Consider the following 22,760-nt stretch of genomic DNA (forward strand, 5'->3'; position numbering starts at 1 on the left):
CATGATACTTTAATTATAAGCGAAAAAGGTACAGTCTCCACAATTTTCTTGAGAGCTGTACCTTTAACATGGAATGGACTTTTTCAGTGGCCTCGTTCAATACAGAGATCATCTTCTTCAAGCCTTATGAGTTTTTTTAGAAATGTCCTTTACATAGGGTACAGTTTAATCAGGCAAACCTTTTTTTGTCGTCTAATTTCATTAATTCAATATCAGAAACCTAATACAAATTGTAAAAATGAATACAAGAATAAATAGACAAATTATTTGCACGTCACAATATTCTTAAGATACTTCAGCAGATCCTCCCGCAGTTCGGGGCGCTGCAATGCATAGTGGATGGATGTTTCAATAAAACCTAACTTCTCACCAACGTCATGGCGCAGACCGTCAAAATGATAGGCCAGAATCTGGCGCTGTTCGTTCAGACGGGACAATGCGTCCGTCAGCTGAATCTCTCCGCCTACACCGACCGATTGTCTGCCCAATATGTCGAAGATGTCCGGCGTAAGAATGTACCGGCCCATAATCGCGAGATTGGAAGGCGAGTCTTCCGTCTTCGGCTTCTCGATTAAACGGCGGGCGCGGAAGACACGTTCATCCGTGGGAGTCAGCAGCTCTCCGTCCACGATACCGTAACGGGATACCTCGTTCCAATCGACTGGCTGCACGCCGACGATGGGAGACTGCAACTCATCGTAGACTTCAATCATCTGCTGCAAACATGGGTGGTCCGCTTCCACAATGTCGTCCCCGAGCAGGACGGCAAACGGCTCATTGCCAATAAACTTGCGGGCACACCAGATGGCGTGACCCAGTCCTTTGGGCTCCTTTTGCCGAATATAATGAATGTCTGCCATCTCGGAAGGTTTGCGTACCTCGTTCAGCAGTTCCCACTTCTGTTTGTCTGCTAGGCTCTGTTCCAGTTCAAAGGAATAGTCGAAGTGATCCTCGATCGCCCTTTTCCCTTTTCCCGTCACGATAATAATATCTTCAATTCCGGAAGCAACCGCTTCTTCAATAATGTACTGAATCGTTGGCTTATCCACGATGGGCAGCATTTCTTTGGGCATGGCCTTGGTGGCAGGCAAAAAACGGGTTCCCAGTCCGGCGGCTGGGATGATCGCTTTGCGAATACGTATAGGAAACACTCCTTTGGCTGCATTAGTAGGATGGTATAGAAACTGCACGATCATTCGGTTGGGATAAGAGATGCATTTCTCTATACATTACCATAAATAATTGACAATCGTTGTATAAAAAACAGACTCGCTCTAAACCATCAACAGCTCGCGTATGTCCTGTTCGGACAATGTCGTTGATCCTCCATCGCCTGGTTCAATGACCTCTGCAATCAAGTCCTTTTTCCGCTGCTGCAGCTCCAGAATTTTCTCTTCGATGGTGCCCTCCGTAACCAGACGGATCACCTGAACGACCTGTTTCTGACCCATCCGGTGCGCACGTCCAATAGCCTGTTCCTCGACAGCAGGGTTCCACCACAGATCATATAAAATGACAGTATCTGCTCCCGTCAGGTTGAGCCCGGTTCCACCAGCCTTGAGCGAGATAAGAAACAGCTCTGCTTCTCCCTCGTTAAACCTGCGGCACATGTCCACCCGGCTCTGGGCAGGGGTCTGTCCATCCAGATAGAACAGGCTGTTTCCTTGGGCTGAAAGGGTCTGACGTATGAGATTAAGCATGCTTGCGAACTGGGAGAAAATCAAAATCCGTTTACCCGCGGCCAGACAGTCCTGAACGGTCTCAAGCAACTGCTCCATTTTCCCCGAATCCCCCTGATATCCATCTACAAAAAGAGCCGGGTGACAGCATAACTGACGCAGACGGGTGATTCCGGCCAAAATTTTGATCCGATTTTTCTGAAAGCCGTTATCCTCCATATCTTTCGTCGTTTCATCCTGAAGCTGAGACAGATAAGCCGCGTACAGCTTTTTCTGCTCCACTGTAAGCTCGGAGCGCTGCACCGTCTCGATGCGATCCGGCAGCTCTTCCAGCACGTCTTTCTTCAGGCGGCGCAGTATGAACGGCCTTACCATCCGAGAGATACGTTCCGGCGGCAGGTCACGAAATCTTCTGTAGCTTGGGAACAACCCCGGGAATATGGCTTCAAAAATTGACCACAGTTCATCCAGCGAATTTTCCACGGGTGTGCCTGTCAAGGCAAAACGGCGCGGGGCCTGAATTTGCTTAACGGCCTGTGCGGTCTGAGAGGACGCATTTTTGATCGCCTGTGCCTCGTCCAGAATCAGCGTATGGAAGGTGCGGCCCAGATACGTATCCAGATCACGGCGCAGCAGCGGGTATGATGTCACAATGACGTCTGCCTGATCCATATCCTCCAGCATGCTGGCTCGTTCGTGCTTTTGCCCGGCGGCAATCAGTACATTCAGATGCGGAGCAAACCGCACAAACTCATTCGCCCAGTTGTAGGTCAACGAAGCGGGAGCAACAACCAGAATCGGCGGATGAGTGGTGCGTATGCGGATGGTCAAACCGTCCTGCTGAGAGATATGCCATGAATTATCTGCGTTTGGCAATGCACTCGCGGCTTCCAGTGACTTCTGCGTAAGCTCCTCCAATAACAAGCTGTGAGGCAAGCGGCTTCCAGCTTCCGAATCTGTGCCCAATGCCGCTTGGTTCGCTCGCGCCTCCTGCTCATATACGGGCTTCTCCTGCAGCGATGCGGTGATATAGGCGATGCTTTGCAGTGTTTTTCCCAACCCCATATCATCAGCCAGAATACCGCCAAACCGATAATGCGCCAGTGTACGAAGCCATTGATACCCGCTCGCCTGATAATCACGCAGGACAGGTTCAAGGGTCTGAGGCAACGGAAAGTCCATCCGGTCAGGATCACGCAGATCATCGAGGAAACGTTTAAGCGAGCCTCCCCATTTCACATGACCGGATACCTCGTCTCGGCCTGGAAGCTGCAAAGCCCTTACCGCAGGCAGCCGGATAGGGCTGCTCTGAATGTCTCCTGCCTCCAGCCCAAGCGCATCAGCCATCTGAGCGAAGCTGCTAGCGCCATCGTGTTCAAGTGACAGGAATACACCGCTTCGCAGGCGGAAGAAAGCTTTCTTTTCCACAATGCTGCGCATCAGCTCCTGCAGCTCCTGCTCATCTACTCCCTCCATCTCGAAGGAAATCTCCAGCCAGTCCAGTCCTTTCCCCAGATCAGCACGCACCTTCGGCGGCACTGGATGAGTCGGCATCATCGCTTTCACCGCATTGGGCATGTAGATATCCGCCAGCTTCTCCAGCTCGGGTAAAAGGTGATACAACACATCATAGATCGCGTCCTCGCGCTCACTTGCCCAGACACTGCCCTCGCGCTCCAGAAAGGAGCGGTCCAGCCGCTCAATCAGATTTCGTTCCTTGAAGCGATCGCGGATCAGAATAACCTTCTTTTCTTCTTCTTGGATCAGATACTCTGCCAGCGGGTTAATCACCATCACACCATAATCAAATTCCAGGCGGACTGTAATGCGTTCCCGGTAAAAGTCGATGTACAGCTTCGGTGTCAGCTCAGGCTCTGCAATCCGCTCGCGCACACGTGAATCAATCGACAGATGCCCCAGTGTCCGAAGTTCCGGTACAACATGCTGCACAAACTCATCCACCTGCTGCGCCGATATATCAATACTCTCTTTGATTCCATATGACGTGAGCGCACTGCTAAGGTCCTCCAGACTCCGGATCTGCATCGGCTCCAGCATATAGAGCTGGCCTTCGACCACCGCTGCATCATACGCCGGAAGCAGGATCAGCTCACGCAGTCCCGATACTTCCAGCTGATATCCTTCATTAGCCCCCTCTGCAATTCGATAAAACAAGGGCAGCGCTCCCTCTGCCACGGCAAGCGGCCCGTTAGCCAGTCCCGCTCCCTCCATCCGACTGTCAGCCTGCAAAAGCAGCTCTAACAGCGGTTTCCAGATCATCGGCGCGATCAAAATATCCCTTCCGTCCGAAGCCCCCAAATACCCGGAAATCGACTGTCGGTATGCTTCTTCACTCTGCTTCATGCGAATGAGCATGGATAGAATCGCTTGATCGTGGGCATTAAACACATGCAGCAGCGGATCATAATGGAACAGCTTGGTGAAGGACATCGGCTCGCCCTTTTCGATACAGCTCAGAAACTGCTTGACCTTCTGTACAACATAGAGACGTTTGTTGCCCACCTTTAATTCAAGCGCAAGCCTGGCTCCTCCGCGAGAAACATGCACCAGCTTGCAGATGAACTGAACCTGAAGCTCCTCACGCAGCATGGAACGAGTGACTGGTGCCTTATATTTTTGCTCCCGTTCATGCGGCAATCTGCGCTCTTTGGCAAACAGGGACAAAATCTGATCTGCTGTACGGTAGGACGGTTTATCCGCAGAACGCCCCCAGCCTGAAGCAGAGCTTGGACGACCCGCCTGGACAAAGGGTGACGGCGATAACGCCTCCGGCTGTTGCCGCTGTGGTTGCTGTCCTTGTGGAGACGTTGAAGTTGAATAGGGCCGCTCCCATGTCTGTTCTTCGACCAGTGTGCCGACTTTCGATGGCGTAATTTTGCCACTGGACGGTTCTAGCGTGTCTTCACGTTCATGAATTGCGAGCAGAACAGCAGCTACGTGTTTGCAATAGTCATAATAGTTGCCGTACGCCGGGCAATTGCAGTAGGCTTCAATCTCTCCTGTGTCATCCAGATCAACTTTCACCTTATACGACTTTGTACCCCGGACGACGGCATCATAGTGACATCCGTCCTCGCTCACCATTAGTTTGCCAATCCTGCCCGACTGTTGATATTCTTCACCGCGTTTAAATGCCGTAACTCCGCACAGCAATTTGATATCCATTATCGTAAATGGCGCCATACTTCACACCTCCTCGGCTGCCGATACCGCCTTTTATAGAAAAAACCCCAAGAGCTCCGTAAAGCAGAGATTGGGGTCGCTTATTAAGTTGAAATAAGGAAGTTTACACGTGCACTTCGATGACAGAATAACCTTCCAATCGCTGTTATCCCCAGATTTTTTTGATTCCCTTTTGTAAAGGGGAAAATCCGGTGATAAAGGCGAACGCTTCGCTTTTTCAGGTTTTTTCTGTCCTCTCCGTTTTTGTGTAAAAAATAGTTCAACTTATATACCTTGTTGTTGCATTTATTTTACCAATTGACCGCGTGTAACGCCCAGCTGGTTCGTTGCTTTCAGTGTTTTCCATACTTGCGTACCGCTGATTTCGCCGCGCAGTGCACGGTTATACAAGTCGATAACTTCTTTCACTTGCTCCGGTGTCTCTTCCAGGAACTCTACCCGGTAACGGGATACACCCAGATCCATGAAGTTGGTCAGATACTCGGCACCCGATTGTTCCACTGCGTTATAGACGGTGTTACGGCAGCCTTCATCTACACGTACCGGGTGAGACATGCCGATCCGGTCCTGCAGGGATGCCCGTTTTTCCTCACAAGGGCGACCACAGTTTGTATAGTCCGTACCTTCACTCATAAACGTACAGTATACGCAGTGCTCGGTATGGAACATCGGCAGATGCTGATGAATAACGACTTCCGTCTGGCTTGTACGGGAGTTGCCGAGCAGATCAACCATCTGCTGAATGTTCAAGTCATACGATGGCGTGATCCAGTCGCAACCTGCTTCCAGGAACAATTCAACCGCTTTGTGATTGGCAATGTTCAAGGAGAAGTCACCGATCAGCTGCGGATGCTTCGCGTCCGGGTTCATTCTGCGGTGACGCAGATAGAAGTACAGCGCACCTGTGTTGCGTACCAACACGGCATCCGGCTCCAAACGCAGGATGTTGTTGTGGTAGCCGTTCTCGCCAGGCATGTGGATGCGCGGTGTAGCCAGCGCAATTTTGCGGCCAGCGGCATGTACAGCTTCCACCGCTGCCGGGAACTGCTTGATGAACTCGAAGTCGGCGTAGATCATGCCAACACCCGCCTCCAGCGCTGCCTCCACTTGTGGCAGGCTGCGGCAGAGTGCGGTCAGCTCCGCTTGACCGCGAGCTACTGGCGATGCCGGTTGTACTGCATCGCCGTATACGTCCACCGCCCGTTTCACGTAGACGGGCGGTTTCGGGCGCTCGCCCGCGAGTTGTTCTACCGCCTGACGGCGAATATTATTCAACTCGCGCATCGGGATGATGACGTCACCGTGCAGGTTGACGTCCAGTTCCTCCAGCTGGAACACGGTGCCGCCGAGACGTCCGAATTGCTCCTCGAGCAATTCATGGGTCATCGGACGTTTCTGGGCAATATCCAGTTCCATCTCCGAATCCACGCGCACGGTTGTGCCCTTCTGCACGTCGGTCCACCACGTGCTGAGCGGCTGGCCCGGGCTGCCGATAACTTTGACTTTGACCGGGAAGACACGATACGGCTTGTCGGTCTCAAAGGTTTGACGCAGACGTTTGTCGAGCGCAGGGTCATTCGTTTTCCATACCTTGTCGCCTACCTTCACGCGGCGCAGGTCCACATCACTGCGACCTGGCACGAGGTCTACGATCCAGCCCTCGCCAGCTTCGCCTTCGATTTTCACACCTTTGCGGCGTACATCATATACACGTCCGCCTTCTTCTTTTTTCGTTGGATCACCCGCGTCAAATACAATGCCGTCTCCACGCTTCACAGGTGCATCCAGCTTCAGCACAACACCGTCACGCAGCACTTGATCTACCCGACCAAGGTACACGCCGCGGCTTTTCGGGAACGTACCGTCCACCAGCTTTTTGTTGTTGATGCCATCCAGGAAACCATGTGTGAAACCACGCGAGAAGCTTTGCTGCAGCTCACGGATTTCTTCCTTGCTTGCTCGTGTATTGTCACCGTCAAAATAACGGTCAATCGCTTTACGGTACTTGCTAACAACGTTCGCTACGTACTCCGGCGTTTTGAGGCGGCCTTCGATTTTGAAAGACGTCACGCCCGCTTCGATCAATTCCGGCATAATATCAATGGCTGCCAGGTCTTTCGGAGACAACAGGTAGGCCACATCTCCCATCGGCTGGTGCACACCATCCACCATGAGGTCATAGGGCAGACGGCAAGCCTGCGCGCATTCCCCACGGTTCGCGGAGCGTCCGCCCCACATTTCGGAGGTCAGGCACTGCCCGGAATAAGACACGCAGAGTGCGCCGTGCACGAATACTTCCATCGGAAGTTTTGCCTGCTCGCCGATCTTCTGAATCTGCTTCAGATTGTTCTCCCGTCCGAGTACAACACGTTCCATGTCAAACGGCTTCGTGAACTCCACCGCTTCAGGCGACGTAATCGTCATCTGCGTGGAACCGTGAATCGGGAAATCCGGTGAAATCTCGCGAATGAGCTTGACCAGACCCAAATCCTGTACAATGACAGCATCCACACCTGCATCCACGCAGGCATCGATCAGTTCCTTGGCATCTTTCAATTCATTTTCAAAAATCAATATATTAAAGGTCAGAAACCCTTTTACGCCATAACTGTGCAAAAACGCCATAATCTCCGGCAGCTCGTCCATGCGGAAATTGTTCGCACGTGCACGTGCATTAAACTTTTCGACTCCGAAGAAAATCGCATCCGCTCCGTTGGCTACCGCCGAACGCATGCAATCCCAGTCCCCTGCCGGTGCCAGAAGCTCAACGTCTTCTCTTCGTATTGTTGCTGTTTTCATGTAAATCCTCCCCATACCGGCCTGTGCCGATGTTCTTGCCTTGGTACCTGAATTTCGGTACGTCTGCATTGCTGTCAACGTCAAGTATCACGATATCTATACATTATATCTGTATTGCCTGAAATTCAGGCGTACAGTCTCTCTATTTAGGCAATCAGCAGTAATAACTCCTGAACTAGTATAGTGTACCACTTCTGCACTGACTCTTCTACGCTTTCCTGAAAAAACCGTTTATCAAGGGCATGTCTTGAAACCTGCTGAAGTGCATCTTTTACTTTTACTTTTACTCCCCTTTCGCCCCTGCTGCGCCGTTTTCCCTTGATGTGCCCTGGCACGCCTACGGTAAACTTCCTGGCTTGGAACAAAATTTCGGCAAAATTGGCTGCCTTCAGCGTTTCAGACATACCTAAAAAAACCGGAAGGTCCTCAGACCCTCCGGCATTATTTCTGGTTCACCTTATTTAATAAAAGTAAATGAGTTCACTGCCTTCTCCAGCATATCCGCCTGGACCTGCGTACGATTGGCATCATTCAAACCTGTGGTGATCGTATACGTCGTGCCATTCTTCTCAAACACAATCTGACGTCCGGTATACGGCACGCCCTTGTCCGATTCATGATACGTGAAGGAGAACGCCGGTACTCCAGCAAAGGTCAGCTCTTCACTGCGAATCAGATTAAAGCTCTTCCGGGTTTTGGCTGCCTCGGCATACGCCTCTCTCAGCTGACTAACCGTCATCTCGATGGATTTGTCCTCCGTAGAAGCGATGGATAATTCTCCACCCGTAAAGGTATAAATGACAGGTGAGCTTTCAAACTTATCACTGTAAGGTGTCCAGTAGCGCGGGATATCAACGCTGTAATGGTAACGCTTGGACGTGCGAGTGATTGTTTTCGTTTTGTCTGTCAAATATGGATCTTCGTCCAGCTGACCAAAATTATCTTCTACCATTTCGAACTCGATCTCGATGCTCTTCATAATGCGTTCAAACCATGCCCGATCATCCTTCTGTTCCTCAGGGAAGGTATACTCCACATAATAACGATACCCGTTCTTCTGCAAAAGAACGTCAAACTCCGTCTGCCAGCCCGCACCGAAGTTATAACGGAACTCGTTGACCTCCGCCGTTTCACCGTATATCTCCGTCTTGAAGGAGCCTACCTGTTCATAGCTTTCGGGCGTAAACGTATCACTCATCCACTTGTGCAGCTGGTCACTCCAGTCTTTCACCGTTGCCCCAGCCTTGGCAGAAGTCACACGAAGCTGCAGATAAGCACCGTCCTCGCCTTCATATACCATGTTTTTATTATCCATGGACCAGCCTGCCGGAACCGTCAAGCCGATACCATAATCCTCATTCCATACCGCACGCATGCCATCTTCTACCGTTGAAAGGTCCTTGATCGTGCGATCGGACTGTGCGTAGCTTGGCTCAAAGGAGTTCAGCAATGAAGCATGCTTGCCCAGATCCTTGTAATTCGTTGCTTCATAATCCGCTAAATAAACATCATATTGACGTCCATCATGGACATACTGACGGAGCTCCCATAACAGACCATCCATATCTTTGACAACGACACGTGCATACGGTTTGTTTTTAGAAGCTACGGCTTCACGATCCAGGATCGTATCTCCCGACTGTTTAGCCACTTGTACAAGCTGGGTCAGCAAGTCGTCTGCATCCAGTGCTACATTCTGGTCGCTCACGTACACTTCCAGGTAATAGCTTTCGTCTGCTGCTCCAAAGGTCATCATGCTCTCCTGCTCGCTGGATTGCAGCACAAGCAGATCAGCCGGGTAATGGATGGACCAGCCATAGTAGCTGTTGCCGATACGTGTTTTACCCTTATCCAGATCGATGCCGCCAACATCTGTCACCTCACCCGTTTGCAGCAGACGAATGACGATCTCTCCCGAACTGTTCGGCGCAATCGTAGCACCAATTCCAGTAGCAACCGGGCGAAGCGGAACCATCAGCACACCATTCACCATTTTGGGCGCTGCACCCAGCTCCACTTTGATGCCATCAATCCAGGCTATAGGGCTGTTTATCGTCAAGGCCGCCACATGCGGGCCTTGTTTTATTTTGATTACGTCATTTTTCTCAAGCACGATCTCACTGCCAAAAGCTTTCTTGAACACCCCGACAGGTACCATGGTTACCCCTTGAATTACAAGGGGTTTCGTAATATTTTGTTTCTTGCCGTTGATAAAAGCACTGGTGCTTCCTGCTTTGACCCGCAGCTCGCTGGTAACCAGATCATCCGATGCCCACACCGGCAGCGCTGTTCCAGCCAACAACGCACCCGCCAAAACAGCCGTGCCTAACACACGTAACCATGACTTCTTCATTCCGTTCATTCGTCCTCTCTACATCCGGTTACTTGCCGGCTCTTATTCTTCTTAGTCTGCCAAAAGTGAATCATCCGCCTCGTCCAGCAGATCTTCACGATCAGCAAGGACCAAGGTGCGGGTAACGATATCCCCATCGGTTTGCACCAGCAGCTTCACTTTTTGTCCAGGCAAGTAGGCTTTCAGCAGCTCATTGATGTCTACAACCGAAGATACACGTTTACCTGCTACGCTGTAGATGGCATCGCCTTCTTTAATTTTGGCCTTTTTGGCTTCCGGGCTCAGCACTTCCGTTACGGTCAGTGGATCTTCCGCAGGCAGGCCTACAATGGCGGACCAGCTCTCTTCCAGCTGCAGACCGAGGCTTGCCCGTTTGATTGTTCCATACTTGAAATATTGATTCACAACATAATTAACAGTATCTATCGGGATGGAAAATCCCATGCTCTCAATGCCTACCGCAGAGAATTTCATCGAGTTAATGCCAACGACTTCGCCCTTCAGGTTAACCAGGGGGCCTCCGCTGTTACCCGGATTAATAGCCGTATCCGTCTGAATGAGACGGTAGGATGCTTCCACGCCGCGATTCAGACCACTAATGACACCGACCGTTGCCGAGTTACGCAATGAAAAAGAGATTGGCGTCCCAATCGCAATGACCGTTTCACCCACAACCGCTTGCGAAGCTTTGGCAAATACAGCCGGCTTGAGCGACTTGACATTAATTTTAATGAGCGCCAGATCACTTAACGGATCACTGAATGATTCGGTTATGTTATATGTATTGCCATCTGTCGTTACCACGACTGGATTGATCAGTCCATCAATGACATGGGCGTTGGTCACAATCCATCCATTCGACCGGATAATGACACCTGTACCATGCGCCAGATTGTAACGATCGTTATCCGTACCATCCTGCCCCTCTGTTGATTGGCCGATAATGCCTACAACCGACGGAGATACCTTTTCGATCACTTTCGGGATGGCCGAACTTCCTTTATACGTATACGTTCCTGACTTCGAATCGTACTGCCCACTGCCGCCAAACATGTTCACCAGATCCTTGGTATTCACATACACCTGACCATCGATTACTTTCGCTTGCATGCCTGTTTTGGACGCCGCTGCACCAGCTGAAGCTGCCATCATACCGATGGAGAGCATCGTGACCATCATTACAGCTGCCGCTCGTTTCACTACCCTTTTCATCATTTCACCTGACCCTCTCTATACATCCTTCTTGCGCGACCGGACAGGCGATCCCTGGCCAAATCTATGATCTCTCTCATCTGCAATACTGGTATCCCTCAATGTATCATACAAATAATGGCTGTACAATCGTTTTAATTTTCGATTTAATTCGACAAAAATTGCAACTGGATTGTTGAAAAACAGCCATGAAAAAACACCTTCCATGTCTAGCGTGGAAAGTGTTCGTTATTGCTACTGCATGTCCGTATGTCTGTTGTATGCTAGGATATTTGATACTGCTTTGTACTCCATTACATTTTCACTACATTTGTCTCGCGTTATGAACCAAACCAGCCCGTAATCATCGCATAGTCTGTCATCAAAAATACGAGCAAACTGACAATTGTAAACCCGATGGCAAACAAATTTTTCTTCGGTGCCCGCAGTAAACGGACCAATCCGATGAAGATCAGGATTGTAAACAGGATGACAAAGATATCAAATGCATTAAAATTCGATGTACTCGCCGTGGCAGCCTCTGCAAGCAGCATGGATAGACAGACCTCCTCACCATAGTTGAACAACTGATTAACGCATACCCTAAACTCTTCCTCTATGTTATCTGTACCCTGTTAGTAATGCAAGCCCTATCATCCAGAAAAATGAAAAAAATCCAGCCTGACCGCTCTGCCCACGAAAGCTCGCCCCCTCTTATATGTAAACACTTTCATTGAATCACTCGATTCATGACCATTCCGTATTTTTTTGTCGACCACAGCTGTAACTAACGGCGGCCCACAATCGCCGAATCACATCCATTTCTTATCCCGGGAGGACGATGACTTGGAAGTGGAGAATGAAGAGGAATGATAAAGAGTGTGTGCAGACACGCTGTGCTCTGAAGACGTGAATTGGTATGCGTGAGCGGTGCGCCCTGACGACGTGGAATCGGTGTGCGTGGGTGGTGTGCCCTGATGACGGGGATTGGTTCGTGGGCGTTGTGCTCTGAAGGCGGGGATTGGTTCGTCGACGTTGTGCTCCGAAGGCGGGGATTGGTTCGTCGGCGGTATCACTCTGGAGGAGTGGATAAGTGCGTAGTAGTCGTGGTAACTGTCATGTTATGTGTTGGATGCGAAAATGAAGCAGCGATGAAGCTCTAACGATCTCCAGAAAGCTTATTTCGTCTTATTTGACGTGTTTATAAATCTAACGAATCGAGGAAACCTTATTTTACTCAAAATCATCAAAACATAGCCTAATTCAAGCATTTTTGTTGGAATAACGTTTCTAGGAATCGTTAGAATTCTTAAAAGCCTGATTTCATGCAAATAAGCTTTCCTGGGATCGTTAGAATTTTTCGCCCCCAATAAATGCATGCAGCTAATGCGGCTGACCGACTTTACTGAGTAATTGGTACAACTTGCGAATTTTGAATTGTGATTTGCGAGTTCTGACTTTCAACTTGCAAACTGCGAATGGCGACTCGTGACTAGAGACTTTCGCAGTTTGAATTGTAACTTGTGACTTTGCGATTTGTCAGTTTTGACTTGCAACTTGAGATTTGTGACTTGCGAACTGCGAATGGCAGCTCGTAACTCGTGACTTTTGCTTTTGGCTTGTGACTTGCGGATTGCGGATTGCGACTTGCAACTTGCAAACTGCAAATGGCGACTCGTGACTAGAGACTTTCGAATTTTAAATTGTGACTTGTAACTTGTGACTTGTAACTTGTGACTTGCGGCTTGCAAACATACAGACTTATTACCAAACTTACAACTTATGCCTTGCAACGTGCAGCTTGCTGCACATGGCAGAAACGAAATTCAACACGGACATAATGCAAAAAAACCTTCTGCACCTGGGAGAGAGTGCGGATGATCATGCGCAGCTCTTCTCAGGTGCAGAAGGTCTTTCTTCAGCTTATTACACGCTATAAGGTTAGTCAGCCAGCTGCAGTGCCCGGCTTCGTTCCGTATCGCGCTCCAGAACAGGCTTCAGATACTTACCCGTGTATGAAGCTTCCACTTGAATGATATCCTCCGGCGTTCCGGTCGCTACAATCGTGCCGCCGCCGCTGCCGCCTTCCGGCCCCAGGTCAACGATATAATCGGCTGTTTTAATCACATCCAGATTATGCTCGATGACAAGCACGGATTCGCCTGAATCCACGAGGCGATGCAGTACGTTCAACAATCGGTCGATATCATCGACATGCAGACCTGTTGTCGGCTCGTCCAGAATGTAGATCGTTTTGCCCGTACTGCGTCGGTACAGCTCGGAAGCAAGCTTCACACGCTGTGCTTCACCACCGGACAATGTCGTTGCAGGTTGACCCAGATTAATGTAACCAAGTCCAACATCCAGCAGCGTTTGCATTTTGCGGTGAATCTTAGGAATGTTCTCGAAAAATTGGGTTGCGTCCTCCACCGTCATTTCGAGCACATCTGCGATATTTTTATTTTTATATTTCACTTCCAGCGTTTCACGGTTGTAACGTTTGCCCTTGCAGACTTCACACGGCACGTATACATCCGGCAGGAAGTGCATTTCGATTTTGATAATGCCGTCTCCGCGGCAGGCTTCACAACGTCCACCTTTGATATTAAAGCTGAACCGGCCTTTTTTGTATCCGCGCACCTTCGCTTCGTTGGTCTGTGCAAACAGGTCACGAATATCGTCAAAGACACCTGTATATGTGGCCGGATTGGAACGCGGTGTGCGGCCGATTGGCGACTGGTCAATATCAATGACTTTATCAATGTGCTCCAGTCCGCGAATCTCCTTATGCTGCCCTGGGCGTACACGCGCACGATTCAGGTCACGCGCCAGCGTTTTGTACAAAATCTCGTTAATCAGTGTTGATTTACCCGAACCGGATACTCCGGTTACCGCAGTAAATACGCCGACCGGAATCTTCACATTCAAATTCTTCAGATTGTTTTCTTTCGCTCCGCGCACTTCCAGCCAGCGGTCACCGACACTTCGGCGCTCCGTACGAACCGGGATAAACTTCTTGCCGCTGAGATACTGACCCGTTAACGATTTCTCGTCGTTCATAATTTCCTCAGGTGTACCTTGCGACATGACTGTGCCCCCGTGAATACCTGCGCCTGGACCAATGTCGATAATATAATCTGCCGCCATCATCGTATCCTCATCGTGTTCAACCACGATTAAGGTGTTCCCGATATCACGCATATGCGCCAGCGTAGAGATCAAACGGTCATTGTCCCGCTGGTGAAGACCGATACTCGGCTCATCCAAAATGTAAAGTACCCCCATCAGACTGGAACCGATCTGCGTAGCCAATCTGATCCGTTGCGCCTCACCCCCGGATAATGTTCCGGCAGCACGGCTTAGCGTCAGATAATCCAGACCGACATTGACAAGGAATCCAAGGCGGCTGTTGATTTCTTTCAAAATCAGCTTTGCAATCGTCTGCTCTTTCTCCGTCAGCTGCAGCGAATCAAAGAAACGTCCCGCTTCACCGATCGACAGACCCGTTACATAAGCCATATTGTGGTCATTAATCGTAACTGCAAGGCTTTCGCGTTTCAAACGCTGTCCTTTACACGTACCACATGGCTTCGCGCTCATATATCCTTCGATAAATTCACGGATGCCCTCAGAAGCCGTTTCGCGATAACGGCGCTCCAGATTATTCACGATGCCTTCAAACGTAACCAGTGCTTCCTTGCGCTGACCAAAATCATTTTCGTAACGGAAACGGATTTTTTCGGAACCTGTGCCTTGCAATAGCTTGTTCATCTGATCGGCAGGCAGATCCTCCACAGGCACATCCTGCGGAATGTTGAAATGCTCGCATACGGATCTGAGGAACTGCGGATAATACGTGGACGTTCCGCCTGTCCAGGCATCGAACGCTCCTTCTTCAATTGTTTTGCTGCGATCCGGTACAAGTAAATCCGGGTCTACAATCATCTTCACACCCAGACCGTCACAATCCGGGCAAGCACCAAACGGACTATTAAAAGAGAACATACGCGGTGCAAGCTCATCAATGCTGAAGCCGCAAACCGGGCAGGCAAAGTTTGAACTGAATCGCAACTCTTCTTCGCCAATGATGTCAACAAGCAGCTGCCCGCCGGACAGATTAAGCGCCGTTTCAATGGAATCCGCGAGGCGTGCCTGAACGTCATCCTTTACGACAATCCGGTCAACGACAACATCAATGGTGTGTTTTTTGTTTTTCTCCAATTGAATGTCCTCTGACAGATCACGCAGTTCACCATTCACCCGCACACGGACAAAACCTTGTTTGGACACGTCAGCAAATACACTTTTGTGCTCACCTTTACGTCCTGCAACAATCGGTGCGAGAATCTGCAGACGGGTACGTTCCGGGTACTGCATAATACGGTCGACCATCTGCTCCACCGTTTGCGATGTAATCTCGATGCCATGATCCGGACAATGCGGGTGGCCGATACGCGCGAACAAAAGACGCAAATAATCGTAAATTTCGGTAACCGTCCCGACAGTGGAACGCGGGTTGCGGCTTGTTGTTTTTTGATCTATCGAGATAGCAGGAGACAATCCTTCAATGGAATCCACATCCGGTTTCTCCATCTGGCCCAGGAACTGACGCGCATAAGCCGACAATGACTCCACATAACGCCGCTGTCCTTCGGCATAGATCGTATCAAAGGCCAGCGAGGATTTGCCTGAACCGCTCAGACCGGTCAATACGACAAACTTGTCACGCGGAATGGTAATATCAATGTTTTTCAGGTTATGCGCTCGCGCGCCTTTAATGACAATATTCTCGCTCGCCAATACTATTCATCCTCTCATTGCTAATCTATAAACCTTTTAACCAATTTTATCTGTTATACCAGTATTGACCTGATTACAACATTTCAATATTTTCGATATGGAATAATATCGGATCATTTATGCCGGTTCATTACTCAACAAGAGAACGGCCAATTGGCCGTTCTCTTATCACAAATTCTCCATCCAAGAACATCATCTATCAAATTACGTACAATCTATTCAGCTCGCAGTTCCAGCAGTGCATCACGAAGCTCGGCAGCACGCTCGAACTGAAGGTTTTTGGCTGCATCTTTCATCTCTGCTTCCAGACGCTGAATGAGCGACTGACGTTCCTTCTTCGACATCTTCTCGGCAGCGCCGGTCAGATACTCGTTTTTGGATTCGGCAACCTTCGTTGCCTCAATGACATCACGCACTTTTTTGCGAATCGTCTGTGGTGTTATGCCATGCTTCTCATTGTATTCCATCTGTATGGCACGGCGGCGCTCCGTCTCTTTCATCGCTTTATCCATGGAGTCTGTCACTTTGTCACCATACAAAATAACTTTACCATCGCTGTTCCGCGCCGCACGACCAATCGTTTGAATGAGCGAACGCTCGGAACGCAGGAAACCTTCCTTATCGGCATCCAGAATCGCTACCAGTGATACTTCCGGCAGATCCAGTCCTTCCCGCAGCAAGTTGATCCCGATCAGTACGTGGAATGTCCCCAGCCTCAGATCACGCAGAATAGCCATACGTTCCAGCGTTTTGATCTCGGAGTGCAGATATCGGACCTTGATGCCAATCTCCTTCAAATAATCCGTCAAGTCTTCCGACATCTTCTTCGTAAGCGTAGTGATCAGCACCCGCTCATCCTTCGCAATCCGGTCATGAATCTCGGCAATCAGATCATCAATCTGCCCCTTCGTCGGACGCAGCTCAATGACAGGATCAAGCAGACCGGTTGGACGGATGATCTGCTGCACCATCGTATCTGTATGCTCGATCTCATAAGGACCTGGCGTTGCCGAGACATAGATAATCTGGTTCATTTTCTCTTCAAATTCTTCGAATTTGAGCGGACGGTTATCCAAGGCAGATGGCAGCCTGAAACCATGATCTACCAGCACCGTCTTTCTGGCCTGGTCACCGTTGTACATCGCCCGAATCTGCGGCAGGGTCACATGAGACTCATCGACCACAATCAGCATGTCATCCGGGAAATAATCGAGCAGTGTATACGGCGTATCCCCACGCTCGCGGAAAGTCAGCGGCCCGGAATAGTTCTCAATGCCCGAGCAGAAGCCCACTTCCTTCATCATCTCGATATCATACCGCGTACGCTGCTCCAGCCGCTGAGCCTCCAGCAGTTTGCCCTGCTCACGCAGCACTTCAAGACGTTCTTCCAGTTCACGCTCAATATTCACCAGCGCCACACGCATCGTCTCTTCCTGTGTTACGAAGTGAGATGCCGGGAAAATAGCAATATGCTCGCGCTCACCGATCAATTCTCCTGTCAAAACATCAATTTCGGTAATTTTCTCAATCTCGTCTCCGAACAGTTCAACCCGAATCGCATGTTCACCCTTGGAAGCCGGGAATATCTCAATGACATCACCACGAACACGGAACGTGCCCCGCACAAAGTTAATATCATTCCGCTGGTACTGAATCTCCACCAGACGTGACAATATCTGATTGCGCGGCTTCTCCATGCCTACCCGCAGTGATAACAGCATGCTGGAATAATCATGCGGCGAACCGAGACCGTATATACACGACACACTCGCTACAATAATGACATCCCTGCGCTCAAACAACGAGCTGGTCGCCGCGTGCCGCAGCTTGTCAATCTCTTCATTAATGCTCGAATCCTTCTCGATATACGTATCGGATGAAGGAATATAGGCTTCTGGCTGATAGTAGTCATAGTAACTGACAAAATACTCCACCATGTTGTTCGGAAAAAATTCCTTGAACTCACTCGCCAACTGCGCTGCAAGTGTCTTGTTGTGCGCAATAATCAGCGTAGGACGCTGCAGCTTGGCAATGGTCTGTGCAATAGTAAATGTCTTGCCCGTACCCGTTGCACCCAGCAGTGTCTGGTATCTCTTCCCTTCCTGAACACCCTTCACCAATTCCTGTATGGCAGCAGGCTGATCACCCTGGGGAGAAAACTCTGACTCGATTTCGAACGTTTTGTCGCTCATAATAATATCGCTCATTGCCGTATCTCACCCTATCGTCTAAAATAATAGTCACTATATATTGTCGAAGTTCCCCGAATTTCCAGTTGGGAAAACTTATAGTAATAGGAATATTTGTTCCCGTTCAATTATACCTTGTTCGTTTTCGTGTTGCAAACGTGAATTGAAGATAGGAGTGGGTTAATTTATGGATATTGCGACACTTATCGGTATAATCGCCGGAATTGCCGCAGTCATCAGTGGTTTTCTATGGGAAGGCGGACAGCTGTCCGGTCTGCTTCAGAAAACCGCTGCTTTAATTGTGTTCGGTGGAACCATTGCTGCTGTTGTGGCCAGCTTCCCCACATACCGTCTGCGTACGATACCTGCTGCATTGCGCATGGCGTTTGGACGTCATCGTTACGATTCCAAACAATGGGTAGAAGAACTGATCGAGATGTCCACCATTGCCCGCAGATCGGGGGTGCTTGCTTTGGAGCGCAAAGTTGTAGATCATCCCAATCCGTTTTTACAAGATGGCATCCAGATGGTGGTTGACGGAACAGACCCGGATATTGTTCGCCAGATTCTGGAGATGGAGATTGACTCCGTCGAGCAGAAGCATGAAGGTTACGCCAAAATATTCGAAGCAGCCGGTGGCTATGCCCCAACAATGGGTATCATCGGGACCGTAATGGGACTAATCCAGGTGCTTGGAAGCTTAACTGATCCCACGGGGCTCGGGCCAGCTATCGCTGTTGCTTTTACCGCGACCCTGTACGGGGTGGCTAGTGCCAACCTGATCTTCCTGCCTATCGCCTCCAAGATCAAATCCAGAAGTGCTGACGAAGTTCAAGCGATGGAGATGATGCTCGAAGGTGTGCTTGCAATTCAGAACGGTGAGAATCCACAGCTTGTCCGCAAACGGCTGGAGTCTTTTACACTCACACATCGTCAGGACGCACCGTCTCCACTGGCAAAGGAGGGATTGGATGAGTCGGCGCAGTAAACGGCGTGCGAAACGTGAGACGGCTGACCATCGGGATCGGTGGATGATTACCTATGCCGATCTTATTACGCTGCTGCTGATCTTTTTTGTCATCATGTACGCCATGAGCAATCTGGATACAGGTAAATACGACGTCGTTACCCAATCCCTTCAGAGCACTTTTAACAAATCCAACTCCATACTTGAACTGGGAAATGGACTCGGGGATACTCCCGGTCAAACGATTAGTAAAACACCTTCTGCACAGGTTCAGGGAGAATCGGATAACAAACAGGAGAACCCTGCATCGGATTCGGAAAAAGATACCCCGGATGATACCAACCGTCCGCTTACCGAACGGGAAGAGCAGTTCAGAACGCAGGAGCAGGAGCTGCAGAATCTGTTCAATGTGATTACCCAATATATTGAGGATAATAAACTGGAGAACCAGATTTATGTTGCGGACAAGCCGCAAGGCATCTCCATTACGCTCAGTGACCGATTTCTGTTTGACCAGGGACAGGCTGCACTGAAAAAGGATGCCGCACCTACACTCAGCAAACTTGCCAGCTTGTTTCGTAATCTTCAAATGGTCGTCAGCATCGAGGGGCATACAGACAATGTTCCGATTGGAGCGAACTCGCCCTACAAGGATAACTGGGAGTTGTCTGGTGAACGTGCGTTATCCATCCTGCGGTTTTTTCTGGATAAAGAAAAACTTGATCCAGACCACTTCCAATATGCGGGATACGCAGATACTCGTCCAACCGGAGATAACAAAACTCCTGCCGGAAGGCAGAAAAACCGCCGCGTTGAAATTACCGTTCTTCGCCAGCTGCAACCTTAGTTGACGACTGAATGTGATGCCTTCTAATAAATGGAGCTTGTCTGTTCCGTTATGATGGAACCACTCATGCAGCTTCAGGAATGCGCTGCCTGCATTATGACATGGTGGTATACTTTCGAATCTGTAGAGACTAGAAACAGCAAAAAGCACGTTCTGCGGTATGTTCATCTACCTGACAGACGTGCTTTTTTGATTTTATTTTTACCTACATTACCTATTCCTCTTTTACCTACATCATCTCATCCTCTATTACCTACATCATCTCATCCTCTAAATTATCTTTCGATCTAATTCTCTCTACTTAAATTCATTCGTCTATTCGTTTATTTATCCACTCATCTATTGATTCTATGCTTGTTCTCGCATCACTACGCATCCATACCTGGCTGATCAGGCCGAAGGATGGCGGAGCCGACAGCCAGCAGTATCACAGCCATTGCACACAGAATGAGCAGAGGAAGTGTAATGTCTGCGAGCGTGCCCCCGGCAGAGATCGTTTCGACGGCCTGAATCGTCCATTTCTGCGGCACAAAGTTCGCCAGCTTCTGCATATATTCCGGCATGATGGACAAGGGCCAGAAACAGCCTCCAATCATACAGGTGGGTACAATAATAAGGGAATTCAGCATACTGGCATTTTTCGTTTCACGGATCAGACCGCTTACTGTGCTTGCAAGCCCCATGGATACCAGCATAAACGCGCCAAGAATCAGAAAGTGAATGCCAAACGGAATTCCTGCATCATAATGCAGCACCCACCTGCTAATCCCCAGCACAAGCACAATCTGGATGACTCCGATAGCAAAACTGCCCAGAAAGTTGCCCAGCGCAATCTCGTAGGATCTGACTGGAGCTGTGTACATCCGGGCCATCGTACGCTGCTTGCGATCCTCCATAATAACAGACACCGCACTGGTTAACAGCCCCATCATAAACATGACTGTAAACCCGGTGACGTTATTCAGCCCTGGCTTGGGATAGAGCCGCAGATGCAATTCTTCCCCTGATATCGTATGCTTGCTCAACTCGTGAAGCAGCTCTTCAAACTTTTTCCCGGTGTCTACCGCTTCAACATTAGAGGAAGACTTTAAGGAAAAGGCACGAACAGCAGATGCGGACTGCGTAAGTCCCTCTGTCAAACCTTCAACAGTAGCCCGAAGTGTATACGAACTTTCACTGACACGCATCTCGATCAGTTCGATATCTGTCTGCTTGCCTTCCAGCAGTGACTGTGTGTAATGAGCTGGAATAACGATGCCCGTGCTGCCTTTTTGCGAAACGATATCCGACCTCACTGCTGCTTCACTATTTACAGCCCTGAAGCTGTATTCTTTGTTCCGGGCAAGCTCCTGGATCAGCCATGATCCCGCAGTACCCTCATCCAGGTTCACATAAGGAACGACAGCACGACTTGCCTGCTCGCTTCCAAAAAGAGCAACCGCACCTGTCACCACGAGACATGGAAGCAGCAGAAAAGCAATAAATCCTCGCTTGCGTCCCAGTGTTCTTCTGATCATCAGCCAAGCGATATGCAGACTATTCATAGCGGTATCCAACCTTTCTGTAGATCACTGCCGCTGCGGCAGCGAGCACTGCACATACCGCTCCAAGCATATAAATGTTGTACATAATTTCGCGTGACGGGGCATCCAGCATCATGCTGAGAAAACTTTGAAGAGCCCAGTGATTCACTGTAAACTCGCTGATTCGCTGGATGACATCTATAGCAATTGGAGTAAATCCACCACTAATAAATGTCATGAAAATAATAATACCCTGCATCAGCGAACTGGCTGAAGCGGCGCTTTTGCTTACAAGTGCCACGATGATGCCCAATGTCATGGATGCCATCGTAATTAACACACAGATCAATACAATCAACCAAAGGTGACGACCCCAATTCACACCAAATAACAGATATGTCATTACAATAATAATGATGGCCTGCATGAAGGCAAGAAGACTGTTACCCGCGATTTTACCAGCAAATATAACCCCACTGTTCATCGGAGCAGCCTGAAGACGAGCAAGTGTTTTTTTGTCTCTTTCCGTATACAAGCTATTAATCGCGGTCATGCCGGAATACAGCATGAACATCGCCAGCATCGCTGCGGCGTAATATTGGGATGCACTATACGACTGGTTAGAATCGCCGGGACTGCTAATCGTTATATTCGATTGTGCAGCCACCCCCGTTTCAGCCCCTGCATCTGTGTTCAAGATCATCTCAGGCCCGAGAACCTTTGCAACCGCCGCCTGTCGGTTTAACTCATCCGTAAACCGGGTGAACAATGTCTGTCCTACCACATTCAGTGTGGCGTCTTTGCCCAGTATCCATTGCAGCGTGGTCTGTTCTCCCGCCATCCATTGCCGCACCATATCGGACGTAAGGATAACCGCAAAATCAAGGTTGCCTTCTTTTAAAGCGTGTACCGCTTCGTCCTGAGAAGACATAGGCTGAACCGTCAGCATCTTGGCTACCGAAGGAGCCACCACGAATGCTTCCAGTGCTTCACCCACAGGAGAGTCAGCAGCTTCAGCTGTTTCGACCACTCCCACACGCAACTGACCCGGTACAGCTGCCTTACCAGTTCCCATGGCACTGGATAGGGCAGTTCCTAATATAAAAATTAACAATAAGGGCAAAAGAAAAAGATTCAGCACAACGGAACGAATTTTCAGTATGCGCCTTAATTCAAACAAGCAAATATGCCATACTCTCATTCCACGT

14 protein-coding genes are annotated in these 22,760 nt (G+C 49.5%); 3 read left to right on the plus strand and 11 right to left on the minus strand.

What is annotated here, in order from left to right; translation table 11 throughout:
• Positions 1 to 263: 263 nt before the first annotated feature.
• The 7 genes from galU to HNR77_RS13170 form a co-directional block, all read right to left on the minus strand.
• Positions 264 to 1,142 (minus strand): UTP--glucose-1-phosphate uridylyltransferase GalU, encoded by an 879-nt coding sequence (gene galU, locus HNR77_RS13140; protein WP_184185145.1) that lies wholly within the window; start codon positions 1,140 to 1,142, stop codon positions 264 to 266.
• A 132-nt stretch (positions 1,143 to 1,274) separates the two neighbouring features.
• The gene (locus HNR77_RS13145) at positions 1,275 to 4,883 is read right to left on the minus strand and encodes a DEAD/DEAH box helicase (RefSeq protein WP_184184800.1); all 3,609 of its coding nucleotides are present in this window, start codon (positions 4,881 to 4,883) and stop codon (positions 1,275 to 1,277) included.
• Between the two features lie 285 nt (positions 4,884 to 5,168).
• Entirely contained in the window at positions 5,169 to 7,682 is a 2,514-nt protein-coding gene (locus HNR77_RS13150) for a U32 family peptidase (RefSeq protein ID WP_184184803.1), read from the minus strand.
• 146 nt (positions 7,683 to 7,828) lie between these two features.
• A complete protein-coding gene (locus HNR77_RS13155) occupies positions 7,829 to 8,086 on the minus strand; it encodes a hypothetical protein (protein ID WP_184184806.1) in 258 nt (85 codons plus the stop codon).
• A 53-nt stretch (positions 8,087 to 8,139) separates the two neighbouring features.
• Positions 8,140 to 10,035, minus strand: a complete 1,896-nt coding sequence (locus HNR77_RS13160) for a stalk domain-containing protein (protein WP_260410557.1) — start codon at positions 10,033 to 10,035, stop codon at positions 8,140 to 8,142.
• Positions 10,036 to 10,086: 51 nt separating this feature from the next.
• A complete protein-coding gene (locus tag HNR77_RS13165; protein WP_184185148.1) occupies positions 10,087 to 11,247 on the minus strand; it encodes a S1C family serine protease in 1,161 nt (386 codons plus the stop codon).
• Positions 11,248 to 11,567: 320 nt separating this feature from the next.
• Positions 11,568 to 11,780 (minus strand): hypothetical protein, encoded by a 213-nt coding sequence (locus HNR77_RS13170; RefSeq protein ID WP_184184812.1) that lies wholly within the window; start codon positions 11,778 to 11,780, stop codon positions 11,568 to 11,570.
• Positions 11,781 to 13,036: 1,256 nt separating this feature from the next.
• Between HNR77_RS13170 and HNR77_RS30310 the strand changes: the two genes are divergently transcribed.
• A complete protein-coding gene (locus HNR77_RS30310; protein ID WP_260410558.1) occupies positions 13,037 to 13,165 on the plus strand; it encodes a hypothetical protein in 129 nt (42 codons plus the stop codon).
• Between the two features lie 2 nt (positions 13,166 to 13,167).
• Here HNR77_RS30310 and uvrA read toward each other — a convergent pair whose 3' ends face one another.
• Together uvrA and uvrB are read right to left on the minus strand one after the other, a co-directional pair.
• A complete protein-coding gene (uvrA, locus tag HNR77_RS13175) occupies positions 13,168 to 16,026 on the minus strand; it encodes an excinuclease ABC subunit UvrA (protein WP_111269159.1) in 2,859 nt (952 codons plus the stop codon).
• Between the two features lie 215 nt (positions 16,027 to 16,241).
• Positions 16,242 to 18,233: an excinuclease ABC subunit UvrB gene (gene uvrB, locus HNR77_RS13180; RefSeq protein WP_111269158.1), complete on the minus strand. Its 1,992-nt coding sequence runs from the start codon at positions 18,231 to 18,233 to the stop codon at positions 16,242 to 16,244.
• Between the two features lie 169 nt (positions 18,234 to 18,402).
• Between uvrB and HNR77_RS13185 the strand changes: the two genes are divergently transcribed.
• Together HNR77_RS13185 and HNR77_RS13190 are read left to right on the plus strand one after the other, a co-directional pair.
• The gene (locus HNR77_RS13185) at positions 18,403 to 19,203 is read left to right on the plus strand and encodes a flagellar motor protein (protein WP_184184815.1); all 801 of its coding nucleotides are present in this window, start codon (positions 18,403 to 18,405) and stop codon (positions 19,201 to 19,203) included.
• Positions 19,187 to 20,029 (plus strand): flagellar motor protein MotB, encoded by an 843-nt coding sequence (locus tag HNR77_RS13190; protein WP_184184818.1) that lies wholly within the window; start codon positions 19,187 to 19,189, stop codon positions 20,027 to 20,029. Before HNR77_RS13185 ends, HNR77_RS13190 begins: the two co-directional genes overlap by 17 nt.
• Positions 20,030 to 20,397: 368 nt before the next feature.
• On the opposite strand, the gene HNR77_RS13195 is transcribed toward HNR77_RS13190, so the two are convergent.
• Entirely contained in the window at positions 20,398 to 21,585 is a 1,188-nt protein-coding gene (locus HNR77_RS13195) for an ABC transporter permease (RefSeq protein ID WP_260410559.1), read from the minus strand.
• Positions 21,566 to 22,753, minus strand: a complete 1,188-nt coding sequence (locus HNR77_RS13200; protein ID WP_184184824.1) for an ABC transporter permease — start codon at positions 22,751 to 22,753, stop codon at positions 21,566 to 21,568. Before HNR77_RS13200 ends, HNR77_RS13195 begins: the two co-directional genes overlap by 20 nt.
• Between the last annotated feature and the right edge of the window lie 7 nt (positions 22,754 to 22,760).

The organism is Paenibacillus sp. JGP012 (assembly GCF_014203995.1).
In the GTDB taxonomy this organism is placed as follows: domain Bacteria; phylum Bacillota; class Bacilli; order Paenibacillales; family Paenibacillaceae; genus Paenibacillus; species Paenibacillus silvae.